We start from the raw sequence: 17,750 nt of genomic DNA on the forward strand, positions 1-17,750 counted from the left end.
AGTCTACGAATCGCTTTGGCAGGATGTGCGCGTGAGTCACGACGCGACGATGCCTCCCCTGGCCTTCAGCGGCCAACGCCTGGACTGGCGCGACCTCCCCCGGGCGGTCCGCAGCCGCATCCAGGAGCTCGCCGGGGCGCAGGTCACGGCCGAGACGAGCGCGACCACCGGGTTCAGCCCGGGGTTCGCGGCGGTGCTCGAGCTCGCCGACGGCCGCGGCGTGTTCGTCAAGGCCGTCTCCCCCGAGCAGAACCCCGAGTCCCCGCAGCTCGCGCGGGCCGAGGTGCGCGCGGCCGCCGCGCTGCCCCCGCAGGTGCCGGCGCCCGCGCTGCTGTGGTCCGACGACGACGGGGACTGGGTGCTGCTCGGCTTCGAGGTCGCCGCCGGCCGGCCGCCGCTGCTGCCCTGGCGGCCCGACGAGCTGGCGGTCGTGCTGCGCGCCCTCGACACGCTCGCCGAGGCCGAGCCGCTGCCCGGCCACGAGCTGCGTCCGACCGCCGAGCTCCTCACCGGCGACTTCACCGGCTGGACCCGGATCGCCGCGCTGCCCGCCGACGAGCTGGACCGGCTGGTCGCCGCGGCCGGAGAGGTCGGCCCCTGGCTGCTCGCGCACCTGGACCTGCTGGTGGCCTGGGAGCGCGACGCGCTGGCGGCGTGCGCGGGCACCGCGCTCGTGCACGGGGACCTCCGCGCCGACAACGTGCTCATCGACCACGACCACGACGGCGGCCGGGTCGCCCTGATCGACTGGCCGCACGCCAGCGTCGGCGCGCCGTGGCTGGACCTGGCGTTCATGCTGCCGAGCGTCGCGATGCAGGGCGGCGGGGCGCCGCAGGACCTGTTCTGGTCCCGGCCGGCCTCGCGCGGCGTGGACCCGGAGCGGCTGCGCGCCGCCGTCGCGGGGCTGTCCGGCTACTTCGCGCACTCCGCGCTGCAGCCGGCACCGGTCGGGATCCCCAACCTGCGCCGGTTCCAGGCCGCGCAGGCGCGGCACGCCGTGGAGTGGCTCCGCACGCTGGTGTGAGGGGCCGCGGGCCGCGGCGGCCCCGCGTCAGCCGTTCCGCAGCCGGCGGAGCTCCTCCGTGAGCTGCGGCAGCACCGCGAACAGGTCACCCACCACGCCGTAGTCGGCGATCTCGAAGATCGGCGCCTCCGGGTCGGAGTTCACCGCGACGATCGTCCCGGACGCCTGCATGCCGCCGCGGTGGTGCACCGCCCCGGACACGCCGGCGCCGACGTACAGCCGCGGCGACACGGTCACCCCGGTCTGCCCGATCTGCGCCTCGTGGCCGATCCAGCCCTCGTCGGTCGCCACGCGGGTCGCCCCGACCGCGCCGCCGATCTCGTCCGCGAGCGCCTCGAGCGGCCCGAAGTCGCCCTCGGTGCCGCGCCCGCCGACGACCACGACGTCCGCGGAACCCAGGTCGGGCCGGTCCGACGGCGCCTGAGGGGTGCGCTCGACGACCCGCACGCGGGTGGCCCGCTCGGAGACCGCGACCTCGCAGGCCTGGACCTCGGGGGCGAGCGGCGCCTCGGCGTCGACGTGCCGCGACACCACGGCGCCGGCCTTGACCAGCACGACCGCGAGGTCGGTCCGCACGGCGCACCGCGTGGTCCACGTCCCCGCGAGCACGGTCTTGGTCGCCACGACGCGCCCGTCGGCGTCCCGCTCGACCGCGGCCGCGTCGGTGACGACACCCGCGCCCGTCGCGAGCGCGAGCCGGGCCGCGGCCTCCTTGTTCTCGAACGTCGACAGCGCGAGGACCACCGCGGCGCCGGTGTCGCCCACCACCGCGGTCAGCGCCTCCGCGAGCACCGGGGTCAGCCGCGGGTCCGCGTCGCCCGTGGTCACCGCGTGCACGACGGACACGCCGTGCCGCCCGAGCACCGGCAGCGCCGGGTCCAGCGGCTCGTCGCCCACCCAGACGCCGTGCACCGCGCCGCCGTCGCCGGCCAGGTCGCGGGCGGCGGTCGCCAGCTCCAGGACGTTGCCGCGCAGCGCCCCCGTCTCGGCGTGGTCCAGCAGGACCAGGACGGTCGCGTTCACAGCACCTCTCCCGTCGCGGGGGTCGTCCGGACGAGCTCGCGCTCGACCAGCCAGGCGGCCAGCCGGCGCCCGGCCTCGCCGTCGTCGCTCACCAGCACCCGGTCGGTGCGCGGCGGGCGGGGCGCCGCCTCCACCACCTCGGTGCGCGCGCCGGCGGCGCCCACGGTCGCCGGGTCGACGCCGAGGTCCGCGAGGGTCAGCGTCTCGACCGGCTTCTTGCGGGCGGCCATGATGCCCTGGAAGTTCGGGTAGCGGGGCTCGTTGGCGCGGTCGGTCACCGAGACCAGCGCCGGCAGCGGCGCGCTCAGCACCTCGGTCGCGTGGTCCAGGTCGCGGCGCACCGTGACGGTGCCGTCCGCGAGCGCCACGGACGCGGCGAGCGTGAGCTGCGGCAGGTCGAGCAGGTCCGCGAGCGCCGCCGGCAGCAGCGACGTCAGCCCGTCGAGGCCGGCCATCCCGGTGACCACCAGGGCGACGTCGCCGATCCGGCGCAGCACGGCGGCCAGCACGGTCGCCGTGCCGAACACGTCGGAGCCCGCCACGTCGTCGTCCAGGACGTGCACCGCGGCGTCCGCGCCGAGCTGCAGCCCGCGCCGGACCGCGTCCTCCGCGTCGTCCGGCCCGACGGTCACGACGACGACCTCCGCGTCGCCGCCCGCGTCGCGGGTCTGCTCGGCCAGGACGACCGCCGCCTCGACGGCGTTCTCGTCCAGCTCGTTGATGGTGCCGTCCCCGCCGTCGCGCACCAGCCGCCCGTCGGGGCCGAGGGCGCGCTCGGACTGGATGTCGGGCACGTGCTTGACGCACACCACGATCTTCACCCCGGAGACGTTACCCGCCCTCGGCCGCCCGCGGCACCGGGAGGTGAGGCAGACCTCACCCCGGGCCGCGGTGCAGGTCGGGGCCCGGCTCGGGCCACAATGGGGCACGTGACCGCCCCCGACCGCACGCCCCCCGGCGCCCCGCCGCGCCTCGGGGTGCACGTGACGGACGACGGCGTCGAGGTGGCGGTGCTCGCACCGCACGCCGAGGCGGTCGACCTCTGCCTGCTCGACCCCGACCCGGCGGCCCCCGGCGGCTGGGCGGAGCGCCGGGTGCGGCTGGACGGCCCGGACCTCGGCGTGTTCGCGGCGCGGGTGCCCGGCGTCCGGCCGGGGCAGCGCTACGGCCTGCGCGCCCACGGCCCGTGGGACCCCGAGGCGGGCCTCCGGTTCAACCCGGCGAAGCTGCTGGTCGACCCGTACGCGTACGGTCTGGTCGGCGAGGTCGACCACGGACCGGCGACCTACGGGCACGTCGTGGACGACGCGCTGCGCGGCGACCCGTACGGCCCCGCCGACGCCCGGGACTCCGTGGCCCACGTGCCGCACGGCGTCGTGCTCGACCGCCGCCCCGGCCGGCGCGGCGCGGGCGACGCGGTGGACCCCGCCGCGAACCGCCCGTACGTCCCGTGGGGCGACACCGTCGTCTACGAGGCGCACGTGCGCGGCCTGACCCTGCGGCACCCCGACCTGCCCCCGCACCTGCGCGGGACGTACGCCGCGCTCGGGCACCCGGTCGTCGTCGAGCACCTGCGCTCGCTCGGGGTCACGGCCCTGGAGCTCCTGCCGGTGCACGCCTTCTCCTCCGAGCCGCACCTCGTCGACAAGGGCCTGACGAACTACTGGGGCTACAGCACGCTCGGGTTCTTCGCGCCGCACGCCCCGTACGCCACCGCGGCCGCGCGCGCCGCCGGCCCGGCCGCGGTGCTCGACGAGCTGCGCACCGCCGTGCACGCCCTGCACGAGGCGGGAATCGAGGTGCTGCTCGACGTCGTCTACAACCACACCTGCGAGGGCGGGCTCGCGGGCCAGCACCTGTCGTGGCGGGGGCTCGACTCCGCCGTCTACTACCTGCACGACGGCGGGCACCCCGCCGCGCTGGCGGACGTCACCGGCACCGGGAACAGCCTGGACTTCCGGCGGCCCGAGGTGGTGCGGCTCGCTCTGGACTCCCTGCGGTACTGGGCGCGGGAGGTCGGCGTCGACGGCTTCCGGTTCGACCTGGCGGTCACGCTCGGGCGCGGGCACGCCGGCTTCGACCCCGACCACCCGTTCCTCGTCGCCGCGGGCACCGACCCGGAGCTGCACGGGCTCAAGCTCGTCGCCGAGCCGTGGGACGTCGGGCCCGGCGGCTGGCGCACCGGGCAGTTCCCGATGCCGTTCGCCGAGTGGAACGACAAGTTCCGGAACTCCGTCCGGTCGTTCTGGCTGGCCGACCCCGCCCGCGCCGCGCACGGCCTGCCCGAGCACCGCGTCCGGGACCTCGCGACCCGCCTGTCCGGCTCGGTCGACCTGTTCGGCCACTCCGACCCGCCGCTCGCCCGCGGACCCCGCGCGTCGGTCAACTACGTGACGGCGCACGACGGCTTCACCCTCGCCGACCTCGTCGCGTACGAGCACAAGCACAACGAGGCGAACGGCGAGCAGAACCGCGACGGCTCCGACGACAACCGGTCCTGGAACCACGGCGTCGAGGGCCGGGTCGGGTCCGACTCCGTCGCGTCCGACATCGTGCCGCTGCGCCGCCGGTCCATCCGGAACCTGCTCGCCACCCTGCTGCTGTCCGCCGGCACCCCGATGATCACCGCGGGCGACGAGATCGGGCGCACCCAGCGCGGTAACAACAACGCGTACTGCCAGGACTCGGACATCTCGTGGGTGTCCTGGGACCTCGCGCCGTGGCGGCAGGACCTGCTCGCGACCGCCCGGCACCTCACCGCCCTGCGCCGCGCGCACCCCGCGCTGCGCTCGACGCGGTTCTACACCGGCCGGCCCGGCCCCGACGGCCGGCCCGACCTCACCTGGTTCGACCCCGCCGGGGCGGCGTTCACGCACGAGCGGTGGCACGACGCCGACCTCCGGACGCTGCAGATGCTCCGGGTCGCCGGGCAGGACGCGGTGCTCGTCGTGGTCAACGGCTCGCTCGACCCCGTGGACGTGGTGCTCGCGGCCGACCGGCCGACGACGTGGGAGCTCGCGTGGGACTCCACGTGGGAGCGCCCCGACGAGGCGCGCACCGCGGCGATCAACGGCGCGCTGCACCAGGACTCCGGCACCCGCGCGGTCCTCGAACCCTTGACCCTCCGCGTCTACACGTCCTGACCCCTGCCCCCGCGCCGGCGAGCCCCCGGGGTCGCGGGACCTCGGGGGCTCGCCGGTGCGGCGCTCGGGCTCAGCCCGCGTTGGCCACCAGGCCGACCTCGGCGACCGAGGCCAGGCCGTCGTGCCGCGGCACGACGCGGACGCTGTACCCGAACGGCCCGGACGCGTCGAGCAGCACGTCGCCGGCGAACGCGTACCGCCCGGCCTCGTACGTCTCGGCGAGGGCCAGCGGGTCGACGGAGAACCCGTGCAGCTCGTCGGCCTCGGTGACGCGGCCGTGCACGACCTGCACCTCGACGTCGTCCGGCGCCAGGTCGCCCAGGGTCACGTACGCCTTGACGCGCAGCGCGTCGCCGACCTGCGGCACCTCGCCGACGCCGCCGGACTCCACGTGGTCCACCCGGACGTGCTGCCAGCCGGACCGCACGCGGCCCTTCCACGCGGCGAGCTCGCGCGCGCCGGTGTACCCGGTGTCGCCGGCGAGCGCCCGGCCCGCGGTGGCCGCGGGGGCGTAGAGCCGCGCGACGTAGTCGGCGACCATGCGGGTGGCCTGGACCTTCGGGCCGAGGGTGGCCAGCGTGTGCCGGACCATCTCGAGCCAGCGCAGCGGGAGGCCGCGCTCGTCCCGGTCGTAGAACCGCGGGGCGACCTGGTGCTCGATGAGGTCGTACAGCGCGGCGGCCTCGAGGTCGTCACGGCGGTCCGGGTCCTCGACGCCGTCGGCGGTGGGGATCGCCCAGCCGTTCTCGCCGTCGAACCACTCGTCCCACCAGCCGTCGAGGATCGACAGGTTGAGCCCGCCGTTCAGGGCGGCCTTCATGCCCGAGGTGCCGCACGCCTCGAGCGGGCGCAGCGGGTTGTTCAGCCAGACGTCGCAGCCCGGGTAGAGGGTCTGGGCCATCGCGATGTCGTAGTTCGGGAGGAACACGATGCGGTGCCGCACCCCGGCGTCGTCGGCGAACCGGACCAGCTGCTGGATCAACCGCTTGCCCTGGTCGTCCGCCGGGTGCGACTTGCCCGCGATGACGAGCTGCACGGGCCGCTCGGGGTGCGTGAGGAGGGCGCGCAGCCGCTCGGGGTCGCGCAGCATGAGGGTGAGCCGCTTGTAGGTCGGCACCCGGCGGGCGAACCCGATGGTCAGCACGTCGGGCGACAGCACGTCGTCCACCCAGCCGAGCTCGGCCGGCGACGCCCCGCGGCGGGCCCAGGACCAGCGCACCCGGCGGCGGGCGTCCGCGACGAGCTGCGCGCGCAGCGTGCGGCGCAGCTCCCACAGCTCGGCGTCCCGGATCGCGTCCGTGCGCAGCCAGCCGCTCCCGGAGGTGATCTCGTCGCCGGTCAGCCGCTCGGCGGCCAGGTCGCTGAGCCGCCGGTCCACCCAGGTCGGCGCGTGCACGCCGTTGGTCACGGACGAGATCGGCACCTCGACGTCGTCGAAGCCCGGCCACAGCCCGCTGAACATGTCGCGCGAGACCTCGCCGTGCAGCACCGAGACGCCGTTGGCGCGCCCGCCGAGCCGCAGGCCCATCACCGCCATGTTGAACATGAGCGGGTCGCCGCCGGGGTAGTCCTCCGCGCCGAGCGCGAGCACGCGCTCGACCGGCACGCCCGCGGCCGCGTTCGCCCCGCCGAAGTACTGCTGGACGAGCGACGCCTGGAAGCGGTCGATGCCGGCGGGCACCGGGGTGTGGGTGGTGAACACGGTGGCCGCGCGGACCGCTTCGAGCGCCTCGTCGAAGCCGAGTCCGGCACCGGTGACCAGCTCGCGGATCCGCTCGACGCCGAGGAACCCGGCGTGCCCCTCGTTGGTGTGGTAGACCTCCGGCTCCGGCGCGCCGGTCAGCCGGGACCACACGCGCAGCGCGCGGACGCCGCCGACGCCGAGCAGGAGCTCCTGCTGCAGGCGGTGCTCGCCGCCGCCGCCGTACAGGCGGTCGGTGACCTTGCGGGCGGCCTCGTCGTTCTCGGGGACGTCGGAGTCGAGCAGCAGCAGCGGGACGCGGCCGACGGTCGCCGTCCAGACGTGCGCGTGCAGGGTGCGGTCGCCGGGCAGCCCGATGGACACCACCGCGGGCGTGCCGTCCTGCTCGCGGACGAGGGTCAGGGGCATGCCGTCGGGGTCGAGCAGCGGGTAGGTCTCGACCTGCCAGCCGTCCCGGGTGAGCGACTGCTTGAAGTACCCGGCGCCGTACAGCAGGCCGACGCCGACGATCGGGACGCCCAGGTCGGACGCGCTCTTCAGGTGGTCGCCGGCCAGGATGCCCAGGCCGCCGGAGTACTGCGGGAGGACGGCGGTGATGCCGAACTCCGGGGAGAAGTACGCGATCGCCGCGGGCAGCGACGGGTCGGCCGCCTGACGCTGCTGGTACCAGCGGGGGGCCTCGAGGTACTCGTGCAGGTCGGCGGTCGCGGCGCGCACGGCGGCGACGACGTCGGGGTCGGCGGCCAGCTCGGCCAGCCGCTCCGGGCGCAGCGCCCCGAGCAGCGCCACGGGGTCCTCCCCGACCTCGGACCACAGGGCCGGGTCGATCCGGGCGAACAGGTCGCGGGTCGGCGCGTGCCAGGACCAGCGGAGGTTGTGCGCGAGCTCGTCCAGGTCGGCGAGCTCGGCGGGCAGCGACGTGCGGACGGTGAATCGGCGGATGGCTCTCACCCGCCCGAGCGTACGCAGGCGACCACTGGTCAGAACAGCACTTCCGTCCCACTCGTCCGCGGATGTTCATCTCCGGCCCGCCGTCCGGATGCCGCGCGGGTGTCGCAGTGGATAGGTTCGGATCCGTGACGTCGACACCCCGCCAGCCCGCGCCCCGCCGTGCCCGGGCCGCGCGCCCCGCCGCCGCCCCCGCGACCCCCTCCCCCGTGCACGCGCCCGTCGGCCGGATCCCCGTGGTCGACGTCTCCCCCGTCGCCGAGGCCGGCCGCTGGCCCGCGAAGGCGACCGTCGGCGAGGCCGTCCCGGTGCGCGCGACGGTGTTCCGCGAGGGCCACGACGCCTGCGCCGCGACGGCCGTGCTGGTCGGCCCGGACGGCACCGACCGCGCCCGCGCGACGATGGTCGACATCGCCCCGGGCCTGGACCGGTACGAGGCCCGCCTGGTCCCCGACGAGCCGGGCGACTGGGGCTTCCGCGTCGAGGGCTGGTCCGACCCGTACGGCACGTGGGCGCACGACGCCCCGCTCAAGGTCGGCGCGGGCGTCGACGTCGACCTGGTCCTGGAGGAGGGCGCGCGCCTGCTGGAGCGGGCCGCCGACCGGGAGGCCGACGACGCCGGGGCGCCGCTGCCCGCCGCGAGCCGGCAGGTCCTGCGCGACGCCGTGACCGCCCTGCGCGACGCGGGCCGCCCGGCTCCGGCGCGGCTGTCCGCGGGCCTGGCAGAGGAGGTGCGGTCCGTCCTGGCCGCGCACCCGGTCCGCGACCTGGTCAGCCCGTCGCCGACCTACCCGCTGCTCGTGGACCGCCCGCTCGCGCTCGCCGGCTCCTGGTACGAGATCTTCCCGCGCTCGATCGGCGCGACGTACGACGACGGGACGGCCACCTGGCGCACCGGCACGCTGCGCACCGCCGCCGAGGACCTGCCGCGCATCGCGGACCTGGGCTTCGACGTCGTCTACCTGACGCCGATCCACCCGATCGGCACCACGCACCGCAAGGGCCGGAACAACACGCTCGACGCCCGGCCCGGCGACCCCGGCTCCCCGTACGCGATCGGCTCCCCCGACGGCGGGCACGACGCGATCGAGCCGAGCCTCGGCACGTTCGACGACTTCGACGCGTTCGTCGCCCGGGCCCGCGCGCTCGGCCTGGAGGTCGCCCTCGACCTGGCGCTGCAGTGCTCCCCGGACCACCCGTGGGTCGCCGAGCACCCGGAGTGGTTCACCACCCGCATCGACGGCACGATCGCCTACGCGGAGAACCCGCCGAAGAAGTACCAGGACATCTACCCCCTGAACTTCGACAACGACCCCGAGGGCATCTACGCGGAGATCCGCCGGGTGCTGCAGGTCTGGATCGACCACGGCGTGACCGCGTTCCGCGTGGACAACCCGCACACCAAGCCGCTGTCGTTCTGGCAGCGGATCCTCGCGGACGTCCGGGCGGCGCATCCCGAGGTCGTCTTCCTGTCCGAGGCGTTCACCCGGCCGGCGATGATGCTCAACCTCGCCCGGGTCGGGTTCCACCAGTCGTACACGTACTTCACGTGGCGGAACACCAAGGAGGAGGTCGCGACCTACCTCGCGGAGGTCTCCGGCGAGCAGGGCTCCTGGATGCGGCCGAGCTTCTGGCCGACGACGCACGACATCCTCACGCCGTACATGCAGACCGGCGGGACCGCCGGCTTCGCGGTGCGGGCGGTGCTCGCGGCGCTCGGGTCCCCGACGTGGGGCATCTACTCCGGCTACGAGCTGGTCGAGGACGTGCCTCGGCCGGGCGTCGAGGAGCAGATCGACAACGAGAAGTACGAGTTCAAGCCCCGCGACTGGGCCGCCGCCGAGCCGCTCGGCATCGCCCGGCTGCTCCGGTCGCTGAACGAGATCCGCCGCGCGCACCCGGCCCTGCGCCAGCTGCGCAACCTCACGGTGCACCCGACGTCGGACCCCGCGCTGGTCGCGTTCTCCCGCCACCTGCCCGCGGAGCTGTCGCCGACCGGCGAGGCGGACACCGTGGTCGTCATCGTGAACCTCGACCCGCGGAACGCGCACGACGGCGTCGTCGAGCTCGATCTCCCGGCGCTCGGCCTCCCGGCGGACGCCCGGTTCGTCGCGCACGACGTGCTCTCCCAGGAGGTCTACGCCTGGGACGGCCGGCCCTGGGTGCGGCTCGACCCGTACAGCCGGGTCGCCCACGTGGTCCGGGTGGAGCGGGTGTGAGCCCGGCGGGGCAGGCGGGCGGCGCCGGCGTGCCGTCCGGCCCGTCGGTCGCGGCGCCCACCGCCGGCGTGGCGCACGTGCCCGCCACGCCCGTGCCCGCGGCCGCCCCGCCGACCGGGCAGATCGCGGTCACCGCGCTGCCCCCGCGCCGCCAGCCGCCGGTGCCCGCCCCGGAGTCCGGCGGCCTGCGCCCCGACCCCGACTGGTACCGCACCGCGGTGTTCTACGAGGTGATGATCCGGTCGTTCTCCGACTCCGACGGGTCCGGCAGCGGCGACCTGCGCGGGCTGACCGCCCGGCTCGACTACCTGCAGTGGCTCGGCATCGACTGCCTGTGGCTCCCGCCGTTCTACCCGTCCCCGCTGCGGGACGGCGGGTACGACGTGTCCGACTACACCGCGGTCGCCCCGCAGTACGGCTCGATCGAGGACTTCACCGACCTGGTGGCCGCGGCTCACGAGCGCGGGATGCGCGTGGTCGTCGACCTGGTGATGAACCACTCCTCGGACCAGCACCCGTGGTTCCAGGCGTCCCGGTCCGACCCGGAGGGCCCGTACGGGGACTTCTACGTGTGGTCCGACGACCCGACGCTCTACCAGGACGCGCGGATCATCTTCGTCGACACCGAGACGTCCAACTGGACGTTCGACCCGGTGCGGCGGCAGTACTTCTGGCACCGGTTCTTCAGCCACCAGCCGGACCTCAACTTCGACAACCCGCGCGTGGTCGAGGCCATGCACGACGTGGCGCGGTTCTGGCTGCGGCTGGGCGTCGACGGCTTCCGGCTGGACGCGGTCCCGTACCTGTACGAGCGCGACGGCACCAACTGCGAGAACCTCCCGGAGACCCACCGGTTCCTGCGCGACCTGCGGGCGATGATCGACCGCGAGTTCCCGGGCCGGATCATGCTGGCCGAGGCGAACCAGTGGCCCGAGGACGTCGTGCACTACTTCGGCACCGACGCCGAGCCCGAGTGCCACATGTGCTTCCACTTCCCGGTGATGCCCCGGATCTACTACTCGCTGCGGGACCAGCGGGCGACGTCGATCGTCGACATCCTCGCCGACACCCCGGCCGTCCCCGCCGGCGGCCAGTGGAGCACGTTCCTGCGCAACCACGACGAGCTGACGCTCGAGATGGTGTCCACCGAGGAGCGCGCGTCGATGTACGGCTGGTACGCGCCGGACTCCCGGATGCGCGCGAACATCGGCATCCGCCGCCGCCTGGCGCCGCTGCTGGACGACTCGCGCAAGGAGATCGAGCTCGCGCACGCGCTGCTGCTCTCCCTGCCCGGCAGCCCGTGCCTGTACTACGGCGACGAGATCGGCATGGGCGACAACATCTGGCTCGCCGACCGCGACGCGGTGCGCACCCCGATGCAGTGGACCCCGGACCGCAACTCCGGCTTCTCGACGGCCGACCCCGGCAAGCTCTACCTGCCGGTCATCCAGTCGCTCGTGCACCACTACAACAACGTCAACGTCGAGGCGCAGCTCGCGCAGACCACGTCGCTGCTGCACTGGGTGCGCGGCATGCTGGCGGTCCGGCGGCAGCACCCCGCGCTCGGCGTCGGCGACTTCACCGTGGTGCCGGGCGACAACGAGGCCGTGCTCGCCTTCCTGCGCCGGACCGGGTCCGAGACGCTCCTCGTGGTCGCGAACCTGGCGTCGACCGCCCGGGCGACCCGGCTCCGGCTGCCGGCGGGGCTCGCGGGCGCGGGCCTGCGGGACGTGTTCGGCGGCGCGGCGTTCCCCGACGTGGACGCCGAGGGCACCGCGACCTTCACCCTGGGGTCGCGCGACTTCTACTGGTTGGTGGTGACGCAGCCGTGACGGAGCGCCGGGTGACCCACGAGCCGCGCGACGACGCCCTGGCCGCGCTGCTCGGGCCGTGGCTGCCCGGGCGGCGGTGGTTCCCCGTGAAGGGCACACAGGCCCGGATCGCCGCGGTCGGCGGGCTGACGCTCGCGGACCCGGGTGCCGCCGGGGACGACGTCGAGGTGCGGCTCCTGCTGCTCCGCGCGGACGGCGCGGGCACGGGGGCCGTGCTGCAGGTCCCGCTCGTGCTGCGACCGGGACCGGCCGGGGACGACGACCCCGCGCTCGTCGGCCGGCTGCCCGACGGCACCGCCGTGCTCGACGGCGCCGGCCGCCCGGAGTTCGAGCGCGCCTGGCTGGCCGCCGCCGACCGGCCCGCCGACGTGCCGCCCGTGACCGCCGGCGACCTGGGCGCCCCGCGGGTGCTGCCGGGCGAGCAGTCCAACACCTCCGTGATCCTGCCCGGGGCCGGCCCGCACGGGAGCACCGCGATGCTCAAGGTGTTCCGCGGGCTGTCCGACGGCGACAACCCCGACGTCGACGTCCCGCGCGCCCTGGCCGCCGCCGGGTGGCCGCACGTGCCCCGCCCGCTCGCCTGGATGGGCGCCGAGTGGCCCGACGGCGAGCGCACCGCGCACGGCCACCTCGGCGTGCTCAGCGCGTTCGTCCCGGGTGCGACCGACGGCTTCGAGCTCGCGTGCGCGATGGCCGGCCGCGGCGAGTCGTTCGGCCCGCTCGCCGAGGAGCTCGGCGTCGTCATCGGCCAGATGCACCGCGCGCTCGCCCGGGCGCTGCCGCCGGGTCCGGCGACCCCCGTCGTCCCCGCGACCGGTGCCGCCGTCGCCGACGCGCTCGCCGAGCGGTTCGACTGGGCCCGCTCGGCGGTCCCGGAGCTCGACGGCTTCGCCGACCCGGTGGCCGCCCTCGCCGAGCGCACCCGCCTGCTGGCCGAGGTCCCCGCCCGGCAGCGGGTGCACGGCGACCTCCACCTGGGCCAGGTGCTGCGCGGCGACGGCACCTGGTACGTGCTCGACTTCGAGGGCGAGCCCCTGCTGCCCGTCGCGCAGCGCACCCGGCCCGACCTCGCCCTGCGGGACGCTGCCGGCATGCTGCGGTCCTTCGACTACGCCGCCGCGGTCGGGCACGCCCCGCACGCGTGGACCGACGTCGCCCGCACCGCGTTCCTGGCCGGCTACTCGGGGCAGACCCCCGACCTGGACCCCGGCGCCCGGGCGCACCTGCTCCGTGTCCTCGAGCTCGACAAGGCGCTGTACGAGGCCGTCTACGAGGCCCGCAACCGCCCCGACTGGCTGACGATCCCCCTGGATGCGGTCCAGCGCCTCATCGGCTGACAGACTGCTCGCCGTGACCGACCACGTGCTGTTCATCGGCGACTCCGTGACCGACTGCGACCGGCGGACCGACCCCGAGGGCCTCGGCCGCGGCTACGTCCGGCTGCTGGCGGAGGGCCCGCTCGCCGGCGCCCGCGTCACCAACCGCGGCGTGAACGGCCACCGGATCGCGGACCTCGCCGCACGGTGGGACCGCGACGTCCTCGACCAGGCGCCCGACCTGCTCTCGGTGCTCATCGGCGTCAACGACACCTGGCGGCGGTTCGACTCCGGCGAGCCCTCCCCCGTCGACGCGTTCGAGGCCACCTACCGGGACCTGCTGTCCCGGGCCCTCGCCGCCGGGGTCCGCCGGCTCGTGCTGGTCGAGCCGTTCGTCCTGCCGGTGACCGCCGACCAGGGTCGCTGGTGGGCCGAGGACCTCGGGGCGCGGGTCGACGCCGTGCACCGGGTGGCCGCCGACCACGGGGCGACGCTCGTGCCCGCGGCCGCGCACCTCACGGCCCTGGCGTCGTCCCGGGGCGCCGCGGCGCTCGCCGCGGACGGCGTGCACCCCACCGCCGACGGCCACCGCGAGCTCGCCGACCTGTGGTGGCGGACCGCCGGCGCCTGACCCGTCGCGTCTGACTGCGGGAACGCCCCGGTGGTGGTTGGGTAGGCACATGGAACGCCCGGCTGAGACGTCGCCCGTCACCGTCGACCACGACACGCTGCGCGCCGTCGCATCCGGCGCGCACCACGACCCGCACGGCGTCCTCGGCGCGCACCTGACGCCGAACGGGCTCGTCGTGCGCACCCTGCGGCCGCTGGCCGACGCGGTCGCGGTCGTCACGGCGACCGGGACCACCGCCGCCGCGCACGAGCAGGACGGCATCTGGGTGGCGCTCCTGCCCGACCGGCAGGTCGTCGACTACCGCGTCGAGGTGACCTACGGCGAGCACACCTCCCGCGTGGACGACCCGTACCGCTACCTGCCGACCGTCCAGGAGCTCGACCGGCACCTCATCCGCGAGGGCCGGCACGAGCAGCTCTGGACCGTCCTCGGCGCGAACGTGCACCGCTACCCCGGTGCCCTGGGCGAGGTCGAGGGCACCGCGTTCGCCGTCTGGGCGCCCAACGCCCGCGCCGTCCGCGTGGTCGGCGACTTCAACCACTGGCAGGGCACGACCCACGCCATGCGGTCGCTCGGCGACTCGGGCGTCTGGGAGATCTTCGTCCCCGGCGTCACGGCCGGCGCACGGTACAAGTTCGAGGTCCTCGGCGCCGACGGCACCTGGCGGCAGAAGGCGGACCCGCTGGCGAAGGGCACCGAGGTCCCGCCCGCGACCGCGTCGGTCGTCGTGGAGTCCGGCTTCCGGTGGGGCGACGACGCCTGGCTGGAGCGCCGGCGGTCCCACGACCCGCACAGCGGCCCGATGAGCATCTACGAGGTGCACCTCGGCTCCTGGCGGCAGGGACTGTCCTACCGCGACCTGGCCGCCCAGCTCACCGAGTACGTCCTCGAGATGGGCTTCACGCACGTCGAGCTGCTGCCGGTGTCCGAGCACCCCTTCGGGGGCTCCTGGGGCTACCAGGTGTCCTCGTACTACGCCCCGACCTCGCGGTTCGGCCACCCCGACGACTTCCGGTACCTCGTCGACACCCTGCACCGCGCCGGCATCGGCGTCATCCTCGACTGGGTGCCGGCGCACTTCCCCAAGGACGAGTGGGCGCTGGCCCGCTTCGACGGCACCCCGCTGTACGAGCACCCGGACCCCATGCGCGGCGAGCAGCCCGACTGGGGCACGTACGTCTTCAACTTCGGGCGCAACGAGGTCCGGAACTTCCTCGTCGCGAACGCGACCTACTGGCTCGAGGAGTTCCACGCCGACGGCCTGCGGGTCGACGCCGTCGCCTCGATGCTCTACCTCGACTACTCCCGCGAGCCCGGCCAGTGGCGGCCGAACGCGCACGGCGGCCGCGAGAACCTCGAGGCGATCGCGTTCCTCCAGGAAGCCAACGCCACGGCCTACCGGCGCACCCCCGGGGTCGTCATGATCGCCGAGGAGTCCACCGCCTGGCCCGGCGTCACCACGCCGACGAACGGCGGCGGCCTCGGCTTCGGACTCAAGTGGAACATGGGCTGGATGAACGACACGCTCCGCTACCTCGCGGAGCTGCCCATCAACCGGCGGTACCACCACCACGAGGCGACGTTCTCCCTCGTGTACGCGTTCTCCGAGCAGTTCGTCCTGCCCATCAGCCACGACGAGGTCGTGCACGGCAAGGGCTCCGTCATGCGCAAGATGCCCGGGGACGACTGGCAGCAGCTCGCCGGCGTCCGCGCCCTGCTCGGGTACCAGTGGTCGCACCCCGGCAAGCAGCTGCTCTTCATGGGCACGGAGTTCGCGCAGGGCACCGAGTGGGCGGAGTCCCGCTCCCTCGACTGGTACCTGCTCGACCACGCCCCGCACCGGGGCGTCCAGGCGTGCGTCCGGGACCTCAACGCGTTCTACCGCTCGCACTCGGCGATGTGGACGCTGGACCACAGCCCGCAGGGGTTCGAGTGGATCGACGCCAACGACGCCGACCGGAACGTCCTCGCGTACCTGCGCCGGGACGACCGCGGCGGCGTCGTGGCCGTCGTCGTGAACTTCGCGGGTGTGCCGCACGAGAACTACCGGCTGGCCCTCCCCCAGGGCGGGACATGGGTCGAGGCGATCAACACGGACGCCGAGGTCTACGGCGGGTCCGGGGTGGGGAACCTCGGGCGCGTGCAGGCGCGGCCGGAGCCGTACCACGGGCGCGCGTTCTCGGCGACGCTGCGGGTGCCGCCGTTGGGCGTGCTGTACCTCGTCCCGGCCTGACCTCCCCCGGGCGTCGCGCGCGTCCGGGACCCGTGACACGGGATGACGCCGGGCCGCGTGCCGCGCCGCCCGCGGGTGCCGGTGTTGGACCACCGCGCGCCGCTCTCCGGCAGCCTCCGTACGCCCCAGCACCCACCGAGAGTGCAGCAGATGCTGCCTCGAGCGGCGGCGGTTTCAGGCGGCGGTTGCAACGAGTAGGTCGTTGAGTCGTTGTGCGGGATTCTGCCAGCCGAGGGTTTCGCGGGGTCGGCCGTTGAGCTCGCGGGCGACGGCGTCGAGGTCGTCCTGGGTGTAGGTGCGGAAGTCGGTCGAGGACCGGGGGAAGTACTGGCGCAGCAGCCCGTTGGTGTTCTCGTTGCTTCCGCGCTGCCAGGGCGAGTGCGGGTCGCAGAAGAACACCCGGCAGCCTGTGGCCAGGGTGAACGCCGCGTGCTGGGCCATCTCGGATCCCTGGTCCCAGGTCAAGGTCTTGGCCAGCTCGCCCGGGACCCGGCCCATCAGGTCGATCAGGACCCGGGTGACCTCCTCGGAGACCCGGGAGTTCGGCAGCGCCCCCAGCATCACGAACCGGGTGGACCGCTCGACCAGCGTGATGATCGCCGAGGACCCCCGCGCCCCGATCACCAGGTCACCTTCCCAGTGCCCCGGGACCGCCCGATCAGCGGCCTCGGCGGGTCTGGTCGAGATGTTCAGGTCCCCGATCCAGGTCTTCGCGCCCCGGCCGGCCGACGCAACCCGTGACTGAGGTCGGCGCGCTGCGCGCCCCGAGCGCAGCGCGACCTGCCGGTCCAGCTCCGCGCGCATCCCGCCGCGGGCCTGGTAGTAGATCGCCTGGTAGATCGTCTCGTGGGACACCCACTGCTCCGGTCGGTCGGGGAACTCCTGACGCAACCAGTGTGCGATCTGCCGAGGCGACCACCGTTGCGCGAGCTTGGCGGCGACCACCGGCCAGAGTCGACCCGGGAACGGCGCGCGACCCTTGACGTTCGCGTTCCCGATCAGCTTGCCGGCCCGGGGGCGCCGCGCGCGCCGGGCGGCCCGGGCGTGGGCGTTGCCGTGGGCGTAGACCCACCGGTAGGCCCCGCCGCGACCGGCCCGACCCGAATGAGCACCACCAGGATGCCGCGACCCGGCCCCACCCAAGTGCATACCCCGGTAGGAGTTGTTCCGCGTGACCTCACGCCAGACCGTCGAGCGATCACGCCCGATCGCCCGACCGATCGCCGGGAACGTCAGCCCCTGACCGAACAACACCTCGATCTGCGCCCGCTCCTGCAGCGACAACCTCGAACCAGCCATGCCACGCACCCTCCCGGTGAGGACCACGTTGCAACAACCACCTGACGCCAAGGGCCGGGATGCCGCATCTGCTGCACTCTCGGCACACGGCGGGGGCCCACGGTGTGCGGAGAGCGCGGGGCGGCCGAGCGCTCATGGACGCGCACGGCGAACCTGACGGCGTCCGGGGCCCCGTGCGATCTCGCGAAAGTCCTCGGGAAACAGAAGAAGCCACCCCAGCGATGGGGTGGCTTCTTCTGAATGATGTCCGGCGGCGTCCTACTCTCCCACACCCTGGCGAGTGCAGTACCATCGGCGCTGAAGGGCTTAGCTTCCGGGTTCGGAATGGGACCGGGCGTTTCCCCTTCGCTATGACCGCCGTAACTCTGTCGAACTGTCAA

At 74.7% G+C, this 17,750-nt stretch carries 11 protein-coding genes and 1 rRNA gene; 7 read left to right on the forward strand and 5 right to left on the reverse strand.

The window, feature by feature from the left end:
- Positions 1 to 31: 31 nt before the first annotated feature.
- Entirely contained in the window at positions 32 to 1,024 is a 993-nt protein-coding gene (locus HNR08_RS02230) for a phosphotransferase family protein (RefSeq protein ID WP_246803135.1), read from the forward strand.
- 27 nt (positions 1,025 to 1,051) lie between these two features.
- Here the strand turns inward: HNR08_RS02230 and HNR08_RS02235 are convergent, their stop codons facing one another.
- Both HNR08_RS02235 and HNR08_RS02240 read right to left on the reverse strand, forming a co-directional pair.
- Positions 1,052 to 2,047 (reverse strand): electron transfer flavoprotein subunit alpha/FixB family protein, encoded by a 996-nt coding sequence (locus HNR08_RS02235; protein ID WP_146839629.1) that lies wholly within the window; start codon positions 2,045 to 2,047, stop codon positions 1,052 to 1,054.
- Entirely contained in the window at positions 2,044 to 2,868 is an 825-nt protein-coding gene (locus HNR08_RS02240; RefSeq protein WP_146839627.1) for an electron transfer flavoprotein subunit beta/FixA family protein, read from the reverse strand. The genes HNR08_RS02235 and HNR08_RS02240 overlap by 4 nt, the downstream gene beginning before the upstream one ends.
- Before the next feature lie 99 nt (positions 2,869 to 2,967).
- Here HNR08_RS02240 and glgX point away from each other — a divergent pair, with 99 nt between their 5' ends.
- Positions 2,968 to 5,190, forward strand: coding sequence for a glycogen debranching protein GlgX (gene glgX / locus HNR08_RS02245; RefSeq protein WP_146839625.1), 2,223 nt, complete (start codon positions 2,968 to 2,970; stop codon positions 5,188 to 5,190).
- A gap of 70 nt (positions 5,191 to 5,260) precedes the next feature.
- Here the strand turns inward: glgX and glgP are convergent, their stop codons facing one another.
- A complete protein-coding gene (gene glgP, locus HNR08_RS02250; RefSeq protein WP_146839623.1) occupies positions 5,261 to 7,843 on the reverse strand; it encodes an alpha-glucan family phosphorylase in 2,583 nt (860 codons plus the stop codon).
- Between the two features lie 125 nt (positions 7,844 to 7,968).
- Here glgP and HNR08_RS02255 point away from each other — a divergent pair, with 125 nt between their 5' ends.
- The 5 genes from HNR08_RS02255 (at position 7,969) to glgB (ending at position 16,071) form a co-directional block, all read left to right on the forward strand.
- Positions 7,969 to 10,059, forward strand: coding sequence for an alpha-1,4-glucan--maltose-1-phosphate maltosyltransferase (locus tag HNR08_RS02255; protein WP_371862393.1), 2,091 nt, complete (start codon positions 7,969 to 7,971; stop codon positions 10,057 to 10,059).
- 92 nt (positions 10,060 to 10,151) lie between these two features.
- A complete protein-coding gene (gene treS / locus HNR08_RS02260; RefSeq protein ID WP_371862394.1) occupies positions 10,152 to 11,891 on the forward strand; it encodes a maltose alpha-D-glucosyltransferase in 1,740 nt (579 codons plus the stop codon).
- A gap of 11 nt (positions 11,892 to 11,902) precedes the next feature.
- Complete coding sequence (locus HNR08_RS02265; protein WP_246803133.1) at positions 11,903 to 13,228, forward strand: maltokinase N-terminal cap-like domain-containing protein; 1,326 nt, start codon at positions 11,903 to 11,905, stop codon at positions 13,226 to 13,228.
- A 13-nt stretch (positions 13,229 to 13,241) separates the two neighbouring features.
- Positions 13,242 to 13,838 carry an SGNH/GDSL hydrolase family protein gene (locus HNR08_RS02270; protein WP_246803132.1) on the forward strand — a complete coding sequence of 199 codons (597 nt, stop codon included), beginning with the start codon at positions 13,242 to 13,244 and terminating at the stop codon, positions 13,836 to 13,838.
- 49 nt (positions 13,839 to 13,887) lie between these two features.
- Positions 13,888 to 16,071, forward strand: coding sequence for a 1,4-alpha-glucan branching protein GlgB (gene glgB / locus HNR08_RS02275; RefSeq protein WP_146839616.1), 2,184 nt, complete (start codon positions 13,888 to 13,890; stop codon positions 16,069 to 16,071).
- Between the two features lie 174 nt (positions 16,072 to 16,245).
- Here the strand turns inward: glgB and HNR08_RS02280 are convergent, their stop codons facing one another.
- Both HNR08_RS02280 and rrf read right to left on the reverse strand, forming a co-directional pair.
- A complete protein-coding gene (locus HNR08_RS02280; protein WP_183834709.1) occupies positions 16,246 to 17,370 on the reverse strand; it encodes an IS30 family transposase in 1,125 nt (374 codons plus the stop codon).
- 245 nt (positions 17,371 to 17,615) lie between these two features.
- A 5S ribosomal RNA gene (gene rrf, locus HNR08_RS02285) occupies positions 17,616 to 17,732 on the reverse strand.
- Positions 17,733 to 17,750 lie beyond the last annotated feature (18 nt).

It is taken from the genome of Cellulomonas hominis (genome assembly GCF_014201095.1).
Lineage (GTDB): Bacteria > Actinomycetota > Actinomycetes > Actinomycetales > Cellulomonadaceae > Cellulomonas > Cellulomonas hominis.